Genomic DNA, 18993 nt, shown 5'->3' on the forward strand with positions numbered 1-18993 from the left:
CCTCTTTTTTTGAACATGTTTTCCGGTGCCGGGCTTATTTCTTTTGTTTTACTTGCTGCATTCATTCAGCAAGACCGCGTTATCGTTCAATCGCGGGCAAGCCTCGCTCCTGCGAGTACGCGTTAAAACTGTAGGAGCAAGGCTTGCCCGCGATTGGCTGCAACGCAATTTGTCGTCGTACAGCTCCGTGGTTTGCCTGGGGCATTCAGCACTCTGATGGTGCGTGGATGGAGGAAAGTCCTTCGCTACACTGCGGCTCATCTTCCCCGGAACAACAAGGCAACTTCCTATGCAAAATCGCATGATGATCACCGGCGCTGGATCCGGCCTTGGTCGCGAAATCGCTCTGCGCTGGGCCCGTGAAGGCTGGCGGTTAGCCTTGTCGGATGTCAGCGAGGCGGGTTTGCAAGAGACACTCAAACTGGTTCGTGAAGCCGGAGGCGACGGTTTTATCCAGCGTTGTGATGTGCGCGACTACAGCCAATTGACCGCGTTTGCTCAAGCCTGCGAAGTGAAGCTGGGCGGCATCGATGTCATCGTCAATAACGCAGGCGTGGCCTCGGGCGGCTTCTTTAGTGAGCTGTCCCTCGAAGACTGGGACTGGCAGATCTCGATCAACCTGATGGGGGTGGTCAAAGGCTGCAAGGCCTTCCTGCCGCTGCTGGAAAAAAGCAAAGGCAAGATCATCAACATCGCCTCCATGGCAGCCTTGATGCAAGGCCCTGCGATGAGCAACTACAACGTGGCCAAGGCCGGCGTGGTGGCCTTGTCCGAAAGCCTGTTGATTGAACTGGCGCACCAGGAAATCGCCGTGCACGTGGTTTGCCCGTCGTTCTTCCAGACCAACCTGCTGGATTCCTTCCGTGGCCCGACACCCGCCATGAAAGCCCAGGTCGGCAAACTGCTGGAAAGCTCTCCGATCAGCGCCAGCGATATCGCCGACTACATCTACCAACATGTCGCCGAGGGTGAATTCATGATTCTGCCCCATGAACAGGGGCGCATGGCCTGGGCGCTGAAGCAGAAGAACCCGCAGTTGCTCTACAACGAAATGACCGTGATGGCGGACAAGATGCGCGCCAAGGCCAAACAAACCGCCGGCTGAACTTGCTCACGGGGAGCTGCCTCGTTAGGGTTGCCGATTCTGGCAGCCTTGAGGAGACCGTTGCATGCTCAATTACCTGTGGTTTTTTCTCGCGGCGCTGTTTGAAATCGCCGGCTGTTTCGCGTTCTGGATGTGGTTACGCCAGGGTAAAAGTGCCTGGTGGATTGTGCCTGCGTTACTCAGCCTGATGCTCTTTGCGGTGCTGTTGACCAAGGTTGAAGCGAACTACGCCGGCCGCGCCTACGCGGCTTACGGCGGTATCTACATCATTGCGTCCATCGGCTGGCTTGGCGTGGTCGAGCGGGTTCGTCCCTTGAGTTCAGACTGGCTGGGCGTTGCCCTTTGCGTGATCGGTGCGAGCATTATTCTGTTTGGCCCCCGCTTTTCCAGCGTCTGAAACCTTCCCGCGAACGAGGCGGATCAATCACAGCAGACAGCCTCAATCAAACAGTTCTTTGGGTACGTCGTGCTTGAGCATCAATTGGCATTGCTGGCTGTCCGGATCAAAGACAATCAGCGCCTGACCTTTGGTCAACGCCTGGCGAACCCGTAGCACGCGGGTTTCCAGCGGAGTTTCATCGCCATTGTCGGTGCCGTCACGGGTGACGAAGTCTTCGATCAGGCGGGTCAGGGTGTCGACTTCAAGTTGGTCGTAGGGAATCAGCATAGGTACCTCAGGTAAACAATCCTGGAGATGCTACTGGGCTTGGGGCCGCGCGGCCAGTAGGCGCAACTGTGTTGATCGGCTCATTGCGCTTTCCATTGCGTACCGTCGCGCATCAGGCCTTGCCGCGAATCAGTGTGCGCAAGGCAAAGCGATTCGGGTGACAGGCCTCGGCCACGCTTCTGGGCAGCGGCAGCGGTTCGTTGGTCAGCCAGGCCGCCAGTAACTCCCCCGACAATGGGGCGGTGATCAATCCGCGAGAGCCATGGCCGCTGTTAACGTACAAACCGTCCAGCCAGGGGCAACGGATGTCGGGCACTTGCCGGGCGTCCTTGCTCAACGCGGCGTAGGTTTGAGCAAAGGCCTGGTGATCGGCCAATGGACCGACGATGGGCAAATAATCGGGGCTGGTGCAGCGAAAGGCCGCGCGGCCCTGAAGCTGCCCGGGGTCCAGTTGCGCAGCGTGCAAGCGCTCAACCAGATCGCTCGAAATCTCTTTGAGTAGTTCCAGATTACCCGCATGCTCGGCTGTGGTCGGGGTCAGGTCATCGCTCTTGAAATCGAAGCTGGCGCCCAGGGTGTGCTCGCCCAGCCGGGCAGGGGCGACATAACCTTCGGCGCAGACCACGGTTGCCAGGCTCGTGCTTTCAGACGTCTGTGCCAGGCGGGTGATCTGTCCGCGAATACGTTTGAGCGGCAGTTGGCTGCTTGCCGGGAAGCGCTTGATCTCGGCAGCACCGGCCAAAATCACCACCGGGGCTGAAGCCAACAATGTTGAACCGCTCCAGGCTTGCCATTGATCATCGATCTTGCGCAGTTCCAACGCATCGTGATGCGTCAGCAATTCAATCGTCGGGTGCGTCGCTTGCCACTGACACAAAGCGGGTGGGTGAACCCACCCGCCTTCGGGGAAAAACAGGCCACCATGCTCAAGACCAATACCCGCCTGAGCTTGCGCTTGCGGCTGATCCAGCAGGTGTAACAGGTCCGGAGAAAAAGCGGCCGCAAGCTGCGCCTGGCGCTCTGCTTCCTTGACGTTGAAGGCCAGTTGCAGCACACCGCAGCCGTCCCAATCGATACCGCGATGCAGGTGTTCGAGCAGGCGTCGGGTGTAGCCGAAACCACTGACGATCAACTGTGACAATGCCGTGCCGTGCGCCGACAGTTTCAGGTACAGCACCCCTTGCGGATTGCCCGAGGCTTCCTGGGCCAGCTCGCCGTGGCGCTCCAGCAGGCTGACGTGCCAGCCGCGTGCAGCAAGGCTCGCGGCGCTGGCGCAACCGGCCAGTCCGCCACCGATGACCAAGGCTCGACGTTCGCTAACGAGCGGGGCAGGACGGGCGAACCACGGCTTGCCAGCGGCAGGCAGAGGCACGTCTTGCGGCCAGCCGAGGAATTCGCCCCGCAGGATTTCCCATTTGTGACCGATGCCCGGCGTGCGGCGCATTTTGAAACCGGCCGCATTGAGCAGGCGTCGTACCCAGCCGGTGCTGGTAAAGGTACTGATGGTCGAGCCGGGCGCGGCCAGCCGGGCGAGTTCGGCAAACAGCTCGGGGGTCCACATGTCCGGGTTCTTCGCCGGGGCGAAGCCGTCGAGAAACCAGGCATCGATCTGTGCGTCAAGTTGTGGCAGTTGCTCCAGCGCATCACCGATCAGCAAGGTCAGGGTCACGCGCCCGCCACCGAGCACCAGGCGCTGGAAGCCCTGATGGATAGCGACATATTGCTCCAGGAGCTGATCGGCAAAAAGCTTGAGTCCAGGCCAAAGGGCAAGGGCGCGTTGCAGGTCGGGGTGGCTGAGCGGGTATTTCTCCACGCTGACGAAATGCAGTCGCGCACCGGCCATAGCCTGTTGCTCGAACAACTGCCAGGCGCAGAGAAAATTCAGCCCGGTGCCGAAACCGGTTTCCCCGATCACCAGTCGCCCATCGGCCGGTAATGCGGCAAAGCGCTCGCTCAAGCGATTCTGTTCGATGAACACATAGCGGGTTTCCTCAAGGCCCGACTGATCGGAGAAATACACGTCGTCAAACACGCGCGAGCGCGGACGGCCTTGGTCGTCCCAGTCAATCTGGGCGTGGGACATTTCAGTGGTCATGTTTGGCTCGGCAACGGCAAGGTGGCCATTCTAGCTGATCGCTGCACCCGGAATCGGTCCATGGCAGCGCCTGCTGCATTGCTCGGACAAAGCGCTGCCCAATCCGCTAGTCTTGCTCAAACCTGGAAGGGAGCCGCCCCATGTTCGAATCCGCTGAAATCGGTCACGCCATCGACAAAGAAACCTTTGAGGCCGAAGTGCCGGCCCTGCGTGAAGCCTTGATCGAAGCCCAGTTTGAACTGCGACAGCAAGGGCGCTTCCCGGTCATCGTGTTGATCAACGGCATCGAAGGCGCTGGCAAGGGCGAGACGGTCAAATTGCTCAACGAATGGATGGACCCGCGGTTTATCGAGGTTCGCACGTTCGATCAGCAGACCGATGAAGAGCTGGTCCGCCCACCGGCCTGGCGCTACTGGCGGATGCTGCCGGCCAAGGGGCGGATGGGGATTTTCTTTGGCAACTGGTACAGCCAGATGTTGCAGGGCCGGGTTCATGGCCTGTTCAAGGACGCGGTGCTGGACCAGGCGATCAACCAGGCCGAGCGGTTTGAAAAAATGCTCTGCGATGAAGGCGCGCTGATCTTCAAGTTCTGGTTTCACCTGTCCAGGAAACAGATGAAAACCCGCCTCAAGGTCTTGCAGGATGATCCGCTGCACAGCTGGCGTATCAGCCCGCTGGACTGGCAGCAATCGCAAACCTACGACAAGTTTGTGCGCTTCGGCGAACGGGTGCTGCGTCGCACCAGCCGTGATTACGCGCCCTGGCATGTGATCGAAGGTGTCGACGCGCATTATCGTAGCCTGACGGTAGGCAAGATCCTGCTCGAAGGTCTGCAAAGCGCCCTGCGCCGACCCAAGGTCAAACCGGACACGGTGAACGCCGCGCCACTGATGGGTAGCGTCGATCAGCTGAGTCTGCTCGGCAGCCTGGACATGACCCTGAGTCTGGATAAGGACGACTACGAAGAGCAACTGATCACCGAGCAGGCGCGGTTCTCTGGTTTGATGCGTGACAAACGCATGCGCAGACACGCGCTGGTGGCGGTGTTCGAGGGCAATGATGCGGCGGGCAAGGGCGGCGCGATCCGGCGAGTGGCGGCGGCCCTCGATCCGCGTCAATACAGCATCGTGCCGATCGCCGCACCGACAGAAGAAGAACGCGCTCAACCGTATCTCTGGCGGTTCTGGCGGCATATTCCGGCGCGGGGAAAATTCACCGTGTTCGACCGCTCCTGGTATGGCCGGGTGCTGGTGGAGCGGATCGAAGGCTATTGCAGCCGTGCCGACTGGATGCGCGCTTATGCCGAGATCAATGACTTCGAAGAGCAGATCAGTGATTCCGGCGTGATCGTGGTGAAGTTCTGGCTGGCCATCGACAAACAAACCCAGCTGGAGCGTTTCCAGGACCGCGAAGAAATCCCCTTCAAACGCTTCAAGATCACCGAGGACGACTGGCGCAACCGCGAAAAATGGGATGACTACCGCGTCGCCGTCTGTGACATGGTCGACCGTACCAGCACCGAGATTTCACCCTGGACGCTGGTGGAGGCCAACGACAAACGCTGGGCCCGGGTCAAGGTGTTGCGCACCATCAATCGGGCGCTGGAGGAGGCCTTCGAGAAGTCCGACAAACACGACAGGAAGGCGAAAAAGGACAACAAGTAAGCCGATGGTTGCGCATACGCGAGATGAATGATTGTCGCGGTCGGCAATAGGGTGGATTTATGCTGATTCCATCCCTGACCGACAACAATGAGGTATGCCATGCGTGAAGTGGTGATCGTCGATAGCGTGCGGACTGGCCTGGCCAAATCCTTTCGTGGCAAGTTCAACCAGACTCGTCCTGATGACATGGCTGCCCATTGCGTCAATGCGCTGCTGACCCGCAATGGCATCGACCCGGCCAGTGTCGAGGATTGCATCGTTGGCGCCGGTTCCAACGAAGCGGCCCAGGGTTACAACATCGGCCGCAATGTCGCGGTGTTATCGAAACTGGGCACCGGCACGGCAGGCATGACCCTCAACCGTTTTTGCTCTTCGGGTTTGCAGGCGATTGCCATTGCCGCCAACCAGATTGCCTCCGGTTGCAGCGACATCATCATCGCCGGTGGCGTGGAGTCCATCAGCCTGACCATGAACCGCGTCAACACCGACAATCTGATCAACCCGTTACTCAAGGAGCAGGTGCCGGGTATTTATTTTCCCATGGGCCAGACCGCCGAAATCGTCGCCCGCCGCTATGACGTCAGCCGTGAAGAGCAGGACCTCTACGCCCTGCAAAGTCAGCAACGCACCGCTCAGGCCCAGGCCGCCGGGCTGTTCTGCGATGAAATCGTGCCAATGGCGGTGAAATACGCAGTCGAAGACAAAACCACCGGCCAGGTGCAGATCCTGGAAGGTATTGTCGACCGTGATGACTGCAATCGCCCTGATACTACCTTGCAAAGTCTGGCCGGGTTGAAGCCGGTGTTTGCCGAAGACGGCTCGGTGACTGCGGGCAACTCCTCGCAGCTGTCCGATGGCGCGTCGATGACCCTGGTGATGAGCCTGGAAAAAGCCCTGGAGCTGGGCCTCAAACCCCGTGCGTTCTTTCGTGGTTTCGCCGTCGCCGGTTGTGAGCCGGACGAGATGGGCATCGGCCCGGTGTTTTCGGTGCCAAAATTGCTCAAGCTCAAGGGTTTGCAGGTGGCCGATATCGACCTCTGGGAACTCAACGAAGCCTTTGCCTCGCAGTGCCTGTACAGCCGCAATCGGCTGGAAATCGATAACGATAAATACAACGTCAACGGCGGCTCGATCTCCATCGGCCACCCGTTCGGCATGACCGGTTCGCGCCAGGTCGGGCACCTGGTGCGCGAGCTGCAACGGCGCAACCTGCGTTACGGCATCGTGACCATGTGCGTCGGTGGCGGGATGGGCGCGACAGGGTTGTTTGAAGCGGTGCGTTAAACCAGAAATGCGGGCCAGATGATCGTTCCCACGCGAAGCAAAGGAATGCCGCGCTGGACGCTCTGCGTCCGCTTCAACTTCTCTGTCGCTCTGCAGATCGCCTTCGCGGGGACATTGGTGGCATATCGCCAACTTCAGGTTGCGACCTGTACAGTCTCATTAGCGGCCGGTTCCAAACTGTAACTGTGTGGCGGGACGATCCAGGCCTAGAATGATTTTCTCGCGGTCTGGTTTTGGGGGCTCCATGCACATTTCGTCCGGTCGCTGGGTTTATGGATTGTTCCTCGCCTTGCTGACCGCGCTGCTGTGGGGGATCTTGCCGATCAAACTCAAGCAAGTGCTGCTGGTGATGGACCCGGTCACAGTGACCTGGTATCGACTGATGGTGTCCGGTGGTTTTCTGTTCATTTATCTGGCTGCAGTCAAGCGTTTGCCAAGCTTGCGAGTGCTCGGCCCACGGGGCGGCTGGCTGTTGTTGATGGCGGTCCTGGGGCTTGTGGGCAACTACGTGCTGTACCTGATGGGCCTGAATCTGCTCAGTTCTGGTACCGCGCAGTTGGTGGTGCAGATGGGGCCGATCCTGCTGCTGATCGCCAGCCTGTTTGTTTTCAAGGAGCGCTTCAGCCTTGGGCAAGGCATTGGACTGCTGGTGCTATTGATCGGCTTCGGACTGTTTTTCAATCAGCGTTTGAGTGAACTGCTGACGTCTTTGAGTGAATACACCGCTGGCGTCTTGCTGGTTCTGGCGGCGTCGGCGGTCTGGACCTTTTATGCCCTGGGTCAGAAGCAATTGCTCACGGTGTGGAATTCGTTCCAGATCATGATGGTGATCTACCTGTTTTGCGCGTTATTGCTGATGCCGTGGGTGCATCCGCTGGAGGCGCTGCAACTGAGCCCGCTGCAAGGCTGGCTGCTGCTCGGTTGCTGTTTGAATACGCTGATCGCCTATGGCGCATTTGCCGAAGCTTTGGCGCATTGGGAAGCCTCGCGGGTCAGTGCGACGCTGGCGATCACGCCGCTGGTGACCTTCGCTGCGGTGGCACTGGCTGCCAGGCTGTGGCCTGAATATGTGTATGCCGAGCAAATCAATGGTCTGGGTTATGGTGGTGCAGTGCTGGTGGTGTTTGGCTCGGCACTGGTAGCCCTCGGGCCATCGTTGATGGCCGGGCTAAAGGCCCGGCGGGTGCGGATGGCGGCGGGGTGATTGATTCAGCGCATTTCCTGTGGCAAGGCTGCTCTCTACCGTACAGCCACCTTCGATACCTTCACCACCGTCGGCTTGAGCACCAGCCACAATGCCGCGGCGATCAACACCCCGCCATACAGATGGGCCATGGACAATGGTTCATCGAGGAACAGCGCGCCCCACAACACGCCGAAGGGCGGGATCATGAAGGTCACGGTCATTGATTTGACCGGGCCAATCGAGCTGAGCAAGCGGAAGTACAGGATGTAGGCAAAGGCTGTGCAGACCAGCCCCAACCCCAGCAGCGACAACCAGACACTCCAGCCCCCCCAGCTTGCCGGTGGCTGGCTGATGGCGCTGTAACCGAACAGCGGCAACAGAAACAGCGTCGCGCCAAGCATGCTGCCCAACGCCGAGAGGCGACTGTCGAGCCCGCCTTGCTGATCGAGCCAGCGACGGGCGAGGAAACCGGCGAAGCCGTAACAGGTGGTCGCGAGGAGGCAGGCAAGGGCGCCCATCAGCAGTTCCATGTCGAAGGCCACAGGACCTGCGCGGGTCAGAATACCAACCCCGAACAGCCCAAGGCAGACACCGGCAATCTTCGCCGGGGTGAGCTTTTCGCTGAAGAACACACCGCCAATCAACACGCCCATCAGCGGCGTCGTTGCATTGAAAATCGCCGAGTAACCGGCCGGCAGCACTTGGGCGGCTACCGAATACATCGTTGCCGGAATCCCCGAGTTAATCACCCCGAGCAGCAGCACCGTCTTGAACTTGCCGCGAAAATCCCAGCTGACGCGCATCAGCGCCAGGATCACCAGCAACCCGGTGGCGGCAATCGATACGCGGAAAAAGGCAGTGGGGATTGTGCCAATCACTGGGGCGATGATGCGCATGAACAGAAAACTTGCGCCCCAGATGGCGGCAAGCAGCAGCAAGCGCAGTATATCGACGGGGTTCACGGCTTGTTCCTTACTGAATTGGCGCGCAAGTGTCGCCGCAGGTGCGATGCATGGCAATGGTTGCTTTGCGTAACAATTGGCCTCTAAGCTCAGCTTCCAGCGATAAGAAACATTCCCAGAGGTCTCTCTATGCCGCAGCAATGGCCAGCCGGCGACATCGCCCGAATGATCCTCGATGGCTTCGACGATTACCGCGAGCATTTCCGCCAGATCACCGACGGTGCCCGGGCGCGTTTCGAGCAGGCGCAATGGCAGGAGGCGCAGATCGCCTCAGCGGCGCGGATCAACCTCTATGAAGCGAAAGTCAGTGAAGTAGTCGGTCGGCTGCATGAGGCCTTCGATGCCGAGGCGCTGCTGGATGTCACGTTCTGGCCGCTGGTGAAAAGCGCTTACATCAGCCTGATCGACCTGCGCTTTGACGATGAGCTGTCCGAGACCTGGTACAACTCGACCTTCTGCGGACTGTTCAGCCATGACCTGATCAGCGACGGCTGCATGTTCATCCATACCACGCGGCCAAGCCTGCGCCGGGCCCGTGCTGCGCAAACCCGTACTTATAAGCCTGAGGGCGAACTGTCGAGCATGCTCGAGCAGATCTTCGTCGACTTCAGCTTCAGCGAGGCCTATGCCGATTTGCCTGGCGACCTGCGTCGGCACGAAGCCCAGTTGCGCGAGAACCTGCCGGACTGGGTCTGCAAGGACCCGCAGCTGAGCGTCGAGCTGTTTTCCTCGGTGCTGTACCGCAACAAGGGCGCGTATCTGGTGGGGCGCATCTACACCCAGGATGACCAATGGCCGTTGGTGATTGCGCTGCTGCACCGTGAAGGCCACGGGATTCAGATCGATGCGCTGATCACCGATGAAGCCGATGTGTCGATCATCTTTTCCTTTACCCGTTCGTATTTCATGGTCGATGTGCCGGTGCCAGCCGAGTTCATTGGCTTCCTCAAGCGCATTCTGCCGGGCAAGAACATCGCCGAGCTCTACACCTCGATCGGTTTCTACAAGCACGGCAAGTCCGAATTCTATCGCTCACTGATCAATCACCTGGCCAACACCGACGATCAGTTCATCATGGCCCCGGGTGTGCGCGGCATGGTCATGAGCGTGTTTACCCTGCCGGGGTTCAACACCGTATTCAAAATCATCAAGGACCGATTCTCGCCATCGAAGAACGTCGACCGCGCGACGGTGATCGAGAAGTATCGTCTGGTGAAAAGCGTCGACCGGGTAGGGCGCATGGCCGATACCCAGGAGTTTGCCGATTTCCGTTTTCCGCTGAGCAAGTTCGACCCGGCCTGCCTGGCAGAATTGCTGGAAGTGGCGGCCAAAACGGTGGAGGTCCATGGCGACACGGTGCTTATCCGTCACTGCTGGACCGAGCGACGCATGACGCCGTTGAACCTCTATCTGGAAAATGCCAACGAAGCGCAGGTTCGCGAGGCGCTGGAAGATTACGGCCTGGCGATCAAACAATTGGCGGCGGCTAATATCTTCCCCGGCGACATGCTGCTGAAGAACTTCGGCGTTACCCGTCACGGCCGCGTGGTGTTCTATGACTACGACGAAATCTGTTTTCTGACTGAAGCCAACTTCCGCCACATTCCGGCCCCACGCACGCCGGAAGATGAAATGGCCTCGGAACCGTGGTACTCGATCGGGCCGCTGGATGTGTTTCCGGAAGAGTTCCCACCGTTCCTGTTCGCCGATTCCGGGCAGCGACGGTTGTTTGATCAACTGCATGGCGAGCTGTACAACGCCGATTACTGGAAAGGCCTGCAAGCGGACATTCGCGCCGGCAAGGTGATCGACGTGTTCCCCTATCGGCGCAAGGCGCTGGATAACGAATAGCCCCATCAGATCGTTCCCATGCTCCGCGTGGGAATGCCTCAATGGACGCTCTGCGTCCGCTCTTGGGACGCGGAGCGTCCCGGGCTGCATTCTCACGCGGAGCGTGGGAACGATCAGGCACCCGCAATCCACAACAAATCTGCGACAATCGGCCCCCTGCACCACTAGACGACTTTTGCGTACCTGATGACTGACGAATTGCCCGCTATCGACCAACTGCTGAAAAACCTCGATCACGCCATGCTTGCCGACCGTCACCGGCTGCGGCGGCAGTTGCTTGAGCTGCGCAAAAAACCTGACGAGGACAAGCTGGCCCAGTGGGTCGCGCGTATGCAGGGGTCCTGTGAACGGGTCGTGGCGCGGCGTGCCAGCCTGCCGCTGATTCGTTATGACGACAGCCTGCCGATTGCCGCCAAGCGTGACGAAATCAAAGAGGCGCTGCTCAAGCACCAGGTGCTGATCATCGCCGGCGAAACCGGCTCGGGTAAAACCACCCAGTTGCCGAAAATCTGCCTGGAAATCGGGCGCGGTCAGTACGGCCTGATCGGCCATACCCAGCCACGCCGTATCGCCGCTCGTAGCGTCGCCAGCCGGGTTGCTGAAGAGCTGGCGACACCGCTGGGTGCGCTGGTCGGTTATCAGGTGCGATTCGAAGATCAGAGCGATTCGAACACCCTGATCAAACTGATGACCGACGGCATTCTGTTGGCCGAAACCCAGAACGACCGTTACCTCGAGCGCTACGACACGATCATCGTCGACGAAGCCCACGAACGCAGCCTGAACATCGACTTCCTGCTCGGTTACCTGAAAACCCTGCTGCCGCGTCGCCCGGACCTGAAAGTCATCATCACCTCGGCGACCATCGACCTGGAGCGTTTCTCCAAACACTTCAATGACGCGCCGATTGTCGAAGTCTCCGGCCGAACCTTCCCGGTGGACACCTGGTATCGCCCGCTAACGCTGGAGCAGGACGAAGAGGGTAACCGCGTAGAAGACGACTTGACGGTGGATCAGGCGATCCTCGCGAGCCTCGACGAAATCGCCGCGTATGAACGCAGCGAACGCCGCAGCCCTGGCGATGTGTTGGTGTTCTTGCCCGGTGAGCGGGAAATTCGCGACGCCGCGGACATGCTGCGCAAGGCCCAGCTCAAACACACTGAAATCCTGCCGTTGTACGCACGGCTGTCACCAGCCGAGCAGCAGCGAATTTTCCAGTCTCACCCGGGGCGTCGTGTGGTGCTGGCGACCAACGTTGCGGAGACTTCGCTGACGGTGCCGGGCATCCGCTACGTGATCGACAGTGGCACCGCGCGAATCAGCCGCTACAGCTACCGCGCCAAGGTGCAACGTCTGCCGATCGAAGCCATCTCCCAGGCCAGCGCCAACCAGCGTAAAGGTCGTTGCGGACGGGTCGAGCCGGGCATTTGCATTCGTTTGTACGCTGAAGAAGACTTTATCGGACGGCCGGAATTTACCGATCCGGAAATCCTGCGCACCAACCTGGCGGCCGTGATCCTGCAGATGCTGCATCTGCGCTTGGGCGAGATCACCGACTTCCCGTTTATCGAACCGCCGGATGGCAAGGCCATCAGCGACGGTTTCAACCTGCTGCAAGAGCTGTCGGCGGTCGATCGCGAAAGCCAGTTGACACCGCTGGGTCGGCAACTGGCGCGCCTGCCGGTGGACCCGCGCATGGGCCGTATGCTGCTGGAAGCCGCCAAGTTGGGCAGTTTGCAGGAAGTCTTGATCGTCGCCAGTGCCATGTCGATCCAGGACCCGCGCGAGCGCCCACCGGAGCGTCAACAAGCCGCCGATCAGGCCCACGCGCAGTGGAAAGACGTGGACTCGGACTTCGCCGGTCTGGTCAATCTGTGGCGTGGCTTTGAAGAGCAGCGCCTGGCCCTGACTGCCAGTCCGCTGCGCAATTGGTGCCGCAAGAACTTCCTCAATTACCTGCGTCTGCGCGAATGGCGCGATTCCCATCGGCAGCTGAGTCTGATCTGCCGCGACATGCAGCTGAGCCTGAATAAAGAACCGGCGGATTACCCGAAACTGCACAAAGCCGTGCTGTCCGGTTTGCTCAGCCAGATCGGTCAGAAGACCGAAGACGGCGATTACCTCGGCGCCCGCCAACGACGCTTCTGGATTCACCCTTCATCGGGGCTTGGGAAAAAGCGCCCGCAATGGCTGATGACCGCCGAACTGGTGGAAACCACCAAGCTTTACGCGCGGATGGTAGCGAAGATCGAACCTGACTGGATCGAGCCTCTGGCCGGGCACTTGATCAAGAAGAACCACTTCGAACCCCATTGGGAGAAGAAGCGCGGGCAGGTTGTCGCCTTCGAACAAATCACCTTGTTCGGGCTGATTGTGGTTGGCCGGCGGCCGGTGCATTACGGGCCGATCGAGCCAGTACTGTCCCGTGAGCTGTTTATTCGTGAAGGCCTGGTGCGCGGGGAAATCCAGTCCCGAGCCAGGTGCCTGACCGCCAACACGCAACTGCTCGAGCAACTCGACGAACTGGAGGCCAAGGCGCGCCGCCGCGACATCCTGGCTGACGAAGAAACCCTGTTCGCGTTCTACGATGCGCGGCTGCCAGCCGATATCCACCAGACTGCGACGTTCGACAGCTGGTATCGCATCCACAGCCAGAAAGACCCGCAGTTGCTGGTCATGCGCGAAGAAGACGTGTTGGCCCGCGAGGCCAGTGAAGTGACCGCTGCGCATTATCCGGACACCTTGCATTTGGGTGATCTGGCGTTGGCCTTGAGCTACCACTTCGAGCCCAACCATCCACGTGACGGCGTGACCTTGCGAGTGCCGGCGCCATTGCTGCCGGCACTGCCCTCCGAGCGCCTGGAATGGCTGGTGCCGGGAGTGATCGAAGCCAAGTGCATCGCACTGGTGCGCAACTTGCCCAAGGCGCTGCGCAAGAATTTTGTGCCAGTACCGGACTTCGTCAAAGCCGCGTTGCAGCGCATCACCTTTGCCGACGGCTCACTGCCTCACGCGTTGGGACGTGAATTGCTGCGCATGACCGGTGCGCGGGTCAGCGACGAAGCCTGGGCCGAATCGGCTCAGCAGGTTGAAGGCCATCTGCGGATGAACCTGGAGATTGTCGATGGTCAGGGCAAGTTCCTTGGCGAAGGTCGTGACCTGGCCGAGTTGACCGCGCGTTTCGCCGAGGCCAGCCAGGCCGCACTGGCTGTGCCGCAAACAGCGAAAAGCCAGCAGCCGGTGGAGGCCAGGGTCTTCGCCGCGGTGGCCGAAAAAACCCAACAGAAGATCGCCGGGTTGTCGATGACAGTTTATCCGGCGCTGGTGGAAGAGGGCGGTACGGTCAAAGAGGGACGATTCTCCACCGCCGCCGAGGCCGAGTTCCAGCATCGCCGGGCTTTACAGCGCTTGTTGATGCAGCAACTGGCCGAGCCGGCGAAATTCCTGCGCGGAAAATTACCGGGAATGACCGAGTTGGGTTTGCTGTACCGCGAGCTGGGGCGTATCGAAAGCCTGGTGGAAGACATCCTGTTGGCCAGCCTCGATAGCTGTATTCTCGACGGCGAAGCCAACCTGCCGCGCGATGGCGCCGGGCTGGCTGCGTTGGCGGAACGCAAGCGTGGCGCCTGGACCGAGCACGCCGAGCGGTTGGCGAAACTGACGCTGGAGACGCTCAAGCTCTGGCACGGTCTGCAAAAGCGCTTCAAAGGCAAGATCGACCTGGCGCAGGCGGTGGCCCTCAATGACATCAAGCAACAATTGAGTCAGCTGGTGTATCCGGGCTTTGTCCGCGAAACGCCGGCTGTTTGGCTTAAGGAACTGCCACGTTTCCTCAAGGCCATCGAGTTGCGCCTTGAGAAACTGCCAAGCCAGGTGCAAAAGGATCGGGTCTGGAGTACCGAACTGGCCGGGTTGTGGACGCAATACCAGGCGCGGGCCAACAAACACGCCCAGGAAGGTAAACGCGATCCGCAGCTGGAGCTGTATCGCTGGTGGTTGGAGGAGTACCGGGTTTCGTTGTTTGCCCAACAATTGGGGACCAGGGTACCAATCTCCGACAAGCGTTTAAGCAAGCAGTGGAGCCAGGTCGAACTGTAGGAGCACGGCTTGCCGACGATGGCGGTCTCAAGGGCGCCATCGCCGGCAAGCCGTGCTCCTACAGGCATGCCGCTGAGTTTGTGGCAGGCGTTTCATCCTGCAAAAAGGGGCCAAATGCCTGCGGTTATGGCAAACTTCGCAGTCATAAACGCCGGCCCCGCAGATTTGAGCCTTCGCAGCCTGGGCTGATTGGAATAAAGCGACGCAAGGTTTCATCCCCTCTGACGGGATCAGACCCTTTACGTGTTGGTACGTCAGTACCAATGCTTTCTGCCTGAACAGATTAGAGATATGAGCATGCATAACGTCGTCATCAGCGGCACCGGCCTGTACACCCCGGCCAACAGCATCTCCAACGAAGAGCTGGTGCAGTCTTTCAATGCCTATGTACAGCAGTTCAATGTCGATAACGCCGCTGCCATCGAGCGCGGCGAAGTTCAGGCGCTGACCGAATCCAGTGCTGCCTTCATTGAAAAGGCTTCGGGGATCAAAAGCCGCTTCGTCATGGATAAGGAAGGCATCCTTGACCCGCAGCGCATGACGCCGCGTCTGCCTGAGCGTTCCAACGACGAATGGTCGGTGCTATGCCAAATGGCCGTCGGTGCCGCCGAGCAAGCCTTGCAGCGCGCCGGCAAGACCGCCGCCGATATCGACGGCGTTATCGTTGCTTGCTCGAACCTGCAACGGGCCTACCCGGCCATCGCCATCGAAGTCCAGGAGGCGCTGGGTATTCAGGGGTTCGGCTTTGACATGAACGTGGCCTGCTCCTCGGCGACCTTTGGCATCCAGGCCGCCGCTAACAGCGTCCAGCTCGGCCAGGCCCGGGCGATTCTGATGGTCAACCCGGAAGTCTGCACCGGCCACTTGAACTTCCGCGACCGCGACAGCCACTTCATTTTTGGCGACGCCGCGACGGCAGTGATCATCGAGCGTGCCGATCTGGCAACGTCACCGTACCAGTTCGACGTTGTCGGCACCAAACTGCTGACCAGGTTTTCCAACAACATCCGCAATAACTTCGGCTTCCTCAACCGCGCAGCCGAAGAGGGCGTCGGTGCTCCAGACAAGCTGTTCGTGCAGGAAGGTCGCAAGGTTTTCCGTGACGTCTGCCCGATGGTGGCAGAGCTGATCGCCACCCACCTGGAAGAGAACACGCTCAGCGTCAGCGACGTGAAGCGTTTCTGGTTGCACCAGGCCAACCTCAGCATGAACCACCTGATCGTCAAGAAACTGCTGGGCCGTGAAGCCTCGGTCGAAGAAGCCCCGGTAATTCTCGACACCTACGCCAATACCAGCTCGGCAGGGTCGGTGATTGCATTCCACAAGAATCAGGACGATTTGCCGAGCGGCTCGCTGGCGGTGCTCAGCTCGTTTGGCGCGGGTTACTCGATTGGTAGCGTGATTCTGCGTAAGCGTTGATTTGTGTGAGGCGGGGGCAAGCCCCCCTCGCCACAAAAGCTCGCTTCCTACGGGAGTCATGGTTTATGGCACGAGGCATGAATGGCCGCAGCTGACGACACGCAACTGCTCGAACGCTTGCTGGTGGGTGAGCAGCGGGCTTACAAGGAATTGGTCAACACTTACCAGAGCGCCATGCGCGCTGTGGCCTATGCCATTGTCGGCAACCGCCATGCCGACGAAGTGGTGCAGGACGCCTGGCTGTCGGTCGTGCGTAACCTGGCCGGGTTTCAGGGGCGTTCGAGCCTCAAGACCTGGCTGCTGACCATCACCGCCAACTCTGCAAAAAGCCGTTACAAACAAAACCGTCGGGAAGTCCTGCTGGATGATTTACCGTCGCCCCACGGCACGATTGGGGATGAGCGGTTTTCCCCAGGTGACGGTCACTGGCTAGTGGCTCCGTTCGCTTGGCACGAGGACACGCCCGATGCCCTGCTCACCGAAAATGAGCTGCGCGAGTGCCTGGAACATACCTTGCTGAGCCTCTCTGAACTGCAAAGCAGTGTGTTGCTGCTGCGCGAGCGCCAAGGCCTGGAGTTGGAGGAGATCTGTAATCTTCTGGAGATTTCGCTCTCCAATGTTCGTGTGCTGCTGCATCGGGCACGGCTGAAAGTCTTCGCTACGGTGGAGCATTTTGAGGAAACCGGCGAATGTTGACCTGTAAGGAACAAGTGGCGCGTTCCAGTGATTACCTTGATGGCCAGTTGAGCTTTCGTGAGCGTTTGATGGTGCGCCATCATTTGATGTTTTGCCCCAACTGCCGGCGCTTTATTCGTCAGATGCGCTTGATGCAGGCCACCTTGCGCGTGATGCCTGAACCTCCCGTCCCCGATGTTGACGACTTGGCCAAACGCCTGGCCGAAGAACGCAAAAGCAACCAATAGCCACTGCCGCAGTCGGCTACGAGGATGGCGATACAGCCGACGCCGCTTTCTTGCGTCGTGCTTTTCTGGAATTGGGCGGCACCGCCTACAAGGATTGGAAATACCAGATCAACTACGACTTCTCCCATAACTCGGGAACTGCGAACGACGGTTACTTCGACGAAGCGTCGATTTCCTGCGTCGGCTTCAAGCCGGTCACCTTCCGCGCCGGCCGTTTCGACGAAGACTTCGGTCTGGAAACTGACAAAGTCACCAACAACGACGGTGATGACAGCGGCGATTCACTTGTAGCTCGTGTGCAGTACGTGTTCCAAGCAAGGCTTAAAACCGAAACCGGCTCTTTCTCATCCGTTAAAGCTCCTTTCGTTTTGACCTCTCCTCGACAGGGTATTTTTATTTCGGCCGCAGCGGAGATGGGCGATACTCGGCGCGTCTGTGAGTCATGATCGTCGGGGAATGTGATGCCGTTACAACGTTTGGAGAGTCTGTCCGCAATCGCCTCTCAAGAATGGGATGCGCTGGTGCCCGACGGTCAGCCGTTCTTGCGACATGCCTTCCTCAGTGCACTGGAAGACAGTGGCAGCCTTGGTCCGCACTCCGGTTGGCAACCCGAGCATTTACTGCATGTTGAGGGCGGTCGATTACTTGCTGCATTGCCCAGTTACCGAAAATGGCACTCCTACGGCGAATACGTGTTCGACCATGGGTGGGCCGATGCCTGTGAGCGCGCCGGGATCGAGTATTACCCAAAGCTTTTGACTGCCGTGCCGTTCAGTCCGGTGAGCGGGCCGCGTCTGTTGGCCGCCAATGCACAGGATGGCTTCGAGCTGCTGAAAAGCCTGCCGGGGTATCTGGAAATCGAAGGGCTCTCCAGTGCTCATATAAATTTCACCGACCCGTTCACCGATGCCGCGCTGGCCGAGCAGCCGGGTTGGCTGCAACGTGTCGGCTGTCAGTACCACTGGCAAAACCGTGGTTACCGGGATTTCCAGGACTTTCTCGACGCCTTGAGTTCGCGCAAACGCAAGCAGATGCGCAAGGAGCGCGAGCAGGTCGCAGGGCAGGGCATTGAGTTTGAATGGCTCGAAGGACGGCAACTTGATCAAGCGCAGTGGGACTTCGTTTATGCCTGCTATGCCAATACCTACGCAATACGCCGGCAGGCGCCGTACCTGACTCGGGAATTTTTCAGTCTGCTGGCCGAACGCATACCCGAAGCTATTCGCGTGGTGCTGGCCAAACAAGGTTCACGGCCAGTGGCTATGGCGTTCAGTCTGGTGGGTGGCGACAGTTTTTACGGTCGCTATTGGGGCTGCCTGGCGGAGTTCGACCGCCTGCATTTCGAGACGTGCTTTTATCAAGGCATGGATTACGCGATTGCCAACGGTTTTCAACGGTTCGATGCCGGAGCTCAGGGGGAGCACAAGTTGATTCGTGGTTTCGAACCGGTGATCACCCATTCCTGGCACTACCTGAGGCATCCGGGTTTGAAGGCGGCGGTGAAGGATTTCCTGCAACAGGAGCGACTCGGCGTGCTGGCGTATGCCGAGGAAGCGAGAACCGCCTTGCCGTATAGGCAAGACTGATCCTCGCTGATCCCTGGATCAGCGGTCTTCCTTGCCCAACCAGCGCCAGGTCACGCCGTCAATGACCGCACCGAGGATCGGCGCCAGCCAGAACATCCACAGTTGCTGAATCGTTCATCGCGAGCAAGCCCGCTCCCACAGGGTCAGCGTCAA

14 protein-coding genes and 2 pseudogenes are annotated in these 18993 nt (G+C 59.4%); 12 read left to right on the forward strand and 4 right to left on the reverse strand.

Annotated features, from left to right (window positions below; genetic code table 11):
• The first annotated feature begins 289 nt into the window (after positions 1–289).
• Positions 290–1105 carry an SDR family oxidoreductase gene (locus AC07VR_RS14705; protein ID WP_495011620.1) on the forward strand — a complete coding sequence of 272 codons (816 nt, stop codon included), beginning with the start codon at positions 290–292 and terminating at the stop codon, positions 1103–1105.
• Positions 1106–1169: 64 nt separating this feature from the next.
• The gene (locus AC07VR_RS14710; RefSeq protein ID WP_494994611.1) at positions 1170–1502 is read left to right on the forward strand and encodes a YnfA family protein; all 333 of its coding nucleotides are present in this window, start codon (positions 1170–1172) and stop codon (positions 1500–1502) included.
• Positions 1503–1544: 42 nt separating this feature from the next.
• On the opposite strand, the gene AC07VR_RS14715 is transcribed toward AC07VR_RS14710, so the two are convergent.
• Positions 1545–1772 (reverse strand): YheU family protein, encoded by a 228-nt coding sequence (locus tag AC07VR_RS14715; protein WP_419114996.1) that lies wholly within the window; start codon positions 1770–1772, stop codon positions 1545–1547.
• A 112-nt stretch (positions 1773–1884) separates the two neighbouring features.
• Positions 1885–3867: a bifunctional tRNA (5-methylaminomethyl-2-thiouridine)(34)-methyltransferase MnmC2/FAD-dependent 5-carboxymethylaminomethyl-2-thiouridine(34) oxidoreductase MnmC1 gene (gene mnmC, locus AC07VR_RS14720; RefSeq protein ID WP_495011621.1), complete on the reverse strand. Its 1983-nt coding sequence runs from the start codon at positions 3865–3867 to the stop codon at positions 1885–1887.
• 140 nt (positions 3868–4007) lie between these two features.
• On the opposite strand from mnmC, the gene pap reads away from it, so the two are divergent.
• The 3 genes from pap to AC07VR_RS14735 all read left to right on the forward strand — a co-directional run bounded on the left by pap (position 4008) and on the right by AC07VR_RS14735 (position 8019).
• Positions 4008–5531 carry a polyphosphate:AMP phosphotransferase gene (pap, locus tag AC07VR_RS14725; protein WP_495011622.1) on the forward strand — a complete coding sequence of 508 codons (1524 nt, stop codon included), beginning with the start codon at positions 4008–4010 and terminating at the stop codon, positions 5529–5531.
• A 99-nt stretch (positions 5532–5630) separates the two neighbouring features.
• A complete protein-coding gene (locus AC07VR_RS14730) occupies positions 5631–6815 on the forward strand; it encodes a thiolase family protein (protein ID WP_494994614.1) in 1185 nt (394 codons plus the stop codon).
• A gap of 244 nt (positions 6816–7059) precedes the next feature.
• Positions 7060–8019, forward strand: coding sequence for a DMT family transporter (locus AC07VR_RS14735; RefSeq protein WP_494994615.1), 960 nt, complete (start codon positions 7060–7062; stop codon positions 8017–8019).
• Between the two features lie 35 nt (positions 8020–8054).
• Here the strand turns inward: AC07VR_RS14735 and AC07VR_RS14740 are convergent, their stop codons facing one another.
• Positions 8055–8963, reverse strand: a complete 909-nt coding sequence (locus AC07VR_RS14740) for a DMT family transporter (RefSeq protein WP_494994616.1) — start codon at positions 8961–8963, stop codon at positions 8055–8057.
• A 129-nt stretch (positions 8964–9092) separates the two neighbouring features.
• On the opposite strand from AC07VR_RS14740, the gene aceK reads away from it, so the two are divergent.
• The 7 genes and pseudogenes from aceK to AC07VR_RS14775 all read left to right on the forward strand — a co-directional run bounded on the left by aceK (position 9093) and on the right by AC07VR_RS14775 (position 18840).
• Positions 9093–10814, forward strand: coding sequence for a bifunctional isocitrate dehydrogenase kinase/phosphatase (aceK, locus tag AC07VR_RS14745; RefSeq protein WP_494994617.1), 1722 nt, complete (start codon positions 9093–9095; stop codon positions 10812–10814).
• Between the two features lie 186 nt (positions 10815–11000).
• A complete protein-coding gene (gene hrpA, locus AC07VR_RS14750) occupies positions 11001–14912 on the forward strand; it encodes an ATP-dependent RNA helicase HrpA (protein WP_495011623.1) in 3912 nt (1303 codons plus the stop codon).
• 297 nt (positions 14913–15209) lie between these two features.
• Complete coding sequence (locus AC07VR_RS14755; RefSeq protein ID WP_494994619.1) at positions 15210–16331, forward strand: beta-ketoacyl-ACP synthase III; 1122 nt, start codon at positions 15210–15212, stop codon at positions 16329–16331.
• A gap of 81 nt (positions 16332–16412) precedes the next feature.
• Positions 16413–17027 carry an RNA polymerase sigma factor gene (locus AC07VR_RS14760; protein WP_495011624.1) on the forward strand — a complete coding sequence of 205 codons (615 nt, stop codon included), beginning with the start codon at positions 16413–16415 and terminating at the stop codon, positions 17025–17027.
• A complete protein-coding gene (locus tag AC07VR_RS14765) occupies positions 17021–17254 on the forward strand; it encodes an anti-sigma factor family protein (protein WP_494994621.1) in 234 nt (77 codons plus the stop codon). Before AC07VR_RS14760 ends, AC07VR_RS14765 begins: the two co-directional genes overlap by 7 nt.
• Before the next feature lie 20 nt (positions 17255–17274).
• Positions 17275–17493, forward strand: a pseudogene (locus tag AC07VR_RS14770) (porin); the annotation flags it as partial.
• Between the two features lie 222 nt (positions 17494–17715).
• The gene (locus tag AC07VR_RS14775; protein WP_495011625.1) at positions 17716–18840 is read left to right on the forward strand and encodes a GNAT family N-acetyltransferase; all 1125 of its coding nucleotides are present in this window, start codon (positions 17716–17718) and stop codon (positions 18838–18840) included.
• Positions 18841–18858: 18 nt separating this feature from the next.
• On the opposite strand, the pseudogene AC07VR_RS14780 reads toward AC07VR_RS14775, so the two are convergent.
• Positions 18859–18951: pseudogene (locus AC07VR_RS14780) on the reverse strand (aquaporin); the annotation flags it as partial.
• Positions 18952–18993 lie beyond the last annotated feature (42 nt).

Source organism: Pseudomonas sp. GW821-FHT02H09, assembly GCF_059421425.1.

What these genes read in the sequence shown, in the direction of transcription:
- AC07VR_RS14765 (WP_494994621.1), top strand. Translation starts at nt 17,021, where the DNA reads ATGTTGACCTGTAAGGAACAAGTGGCGCGTTCCAGTGATTACCTTGAT.
- AC07VR_RS14705 (WP_495011620.1), top strand. Translation starts at nt 290, where the DNA reads ATGCAAAATCGCATGATGATCACCGGCGCTGGATCCGGCCTTGGTCGC.
- mnmC (WP_495011621.1), bottom strand. Translation starts at nt 3,867, where the DNA reads ATGACCACTGAAATGTCCCACGCCCAGATTGACTGGGACGACCAAGGC.
- AC07VR_RS14735 (WP_494994615.1), top strand. Translation starts at nt 7,060, where the DNA reads ATGCACATTTCGTCCGGTCGCTGGGTTTATGGATTGTTCCTCGCCTTG.
- aceK (WP_494994617.1), top strand. Translation starts at nt 9,093, where the DNA reads ATGCCGCAGCAATGGCCAGCCGGCGACATCGCCCGAATGATCCTCGAT.
- AC07VR_RS14710 (WP_494994611.1), top strand. Translation starts at nt 1,170, where the DNA reads ATGCTCAATTACCTGTGGTTTTTTCTCGCGGCGCTGTTTGAAATCGCC.
- pap (WP_495011622.1), top strand. Translation starts at nt 4,008, where the DNA reads ATGTTCGAATCCGCTGAAATCGGTCACGCCATCGACAAAGAAACCTTT.
- AC07VR_RS14775 (WP_495011625.1), top strand. Translation starts at nt 17,716, where the DNA reads ATGCCGTTACAACGTTTGGAGAGTCTGTCCGCAATCGCCTCTCAAGAA.
- hrpA (WP_495011623.1), top strand. Translation starts at nt 11,001, where the DNA reads ATGACTGACGAATTGCCCGCTATCGACCAACTGCTGAAAAACCTCGAT.
- AC07VR_RS14755 (WP_494994619.1), top strand. Translation starts at nt 15,210, where the DNA reads ATGCATAACGTCGTCATCAGCGGCACCGGCCTGTACACCCCGGCCAAC.
- AC07VR_RS14760 (WP_495011624.1), top strand. Translation starts at nt 16,413, where the DNA reads ATGGCCGCAGCTGACGACACGCAACTGCTCGAACGCTTGCTGGTGGGT.
- AC07VR_RS14730 (WP_494994614.1), top strand. Translation starts at nt 5,631, where the DNA reads ATGCGTGAAGTGGTGATCGTCGATAGCGTGCGGACTGGCCTGGCCAAA.
- AC07VR_RS14715 (WP_419114996.1), bottom strand. Translation starts at nt 1,772, where the DNA reads ATGCTGATTCCCTACGACCAACTTGAAGTCGACACCCTGACCCGCCTG.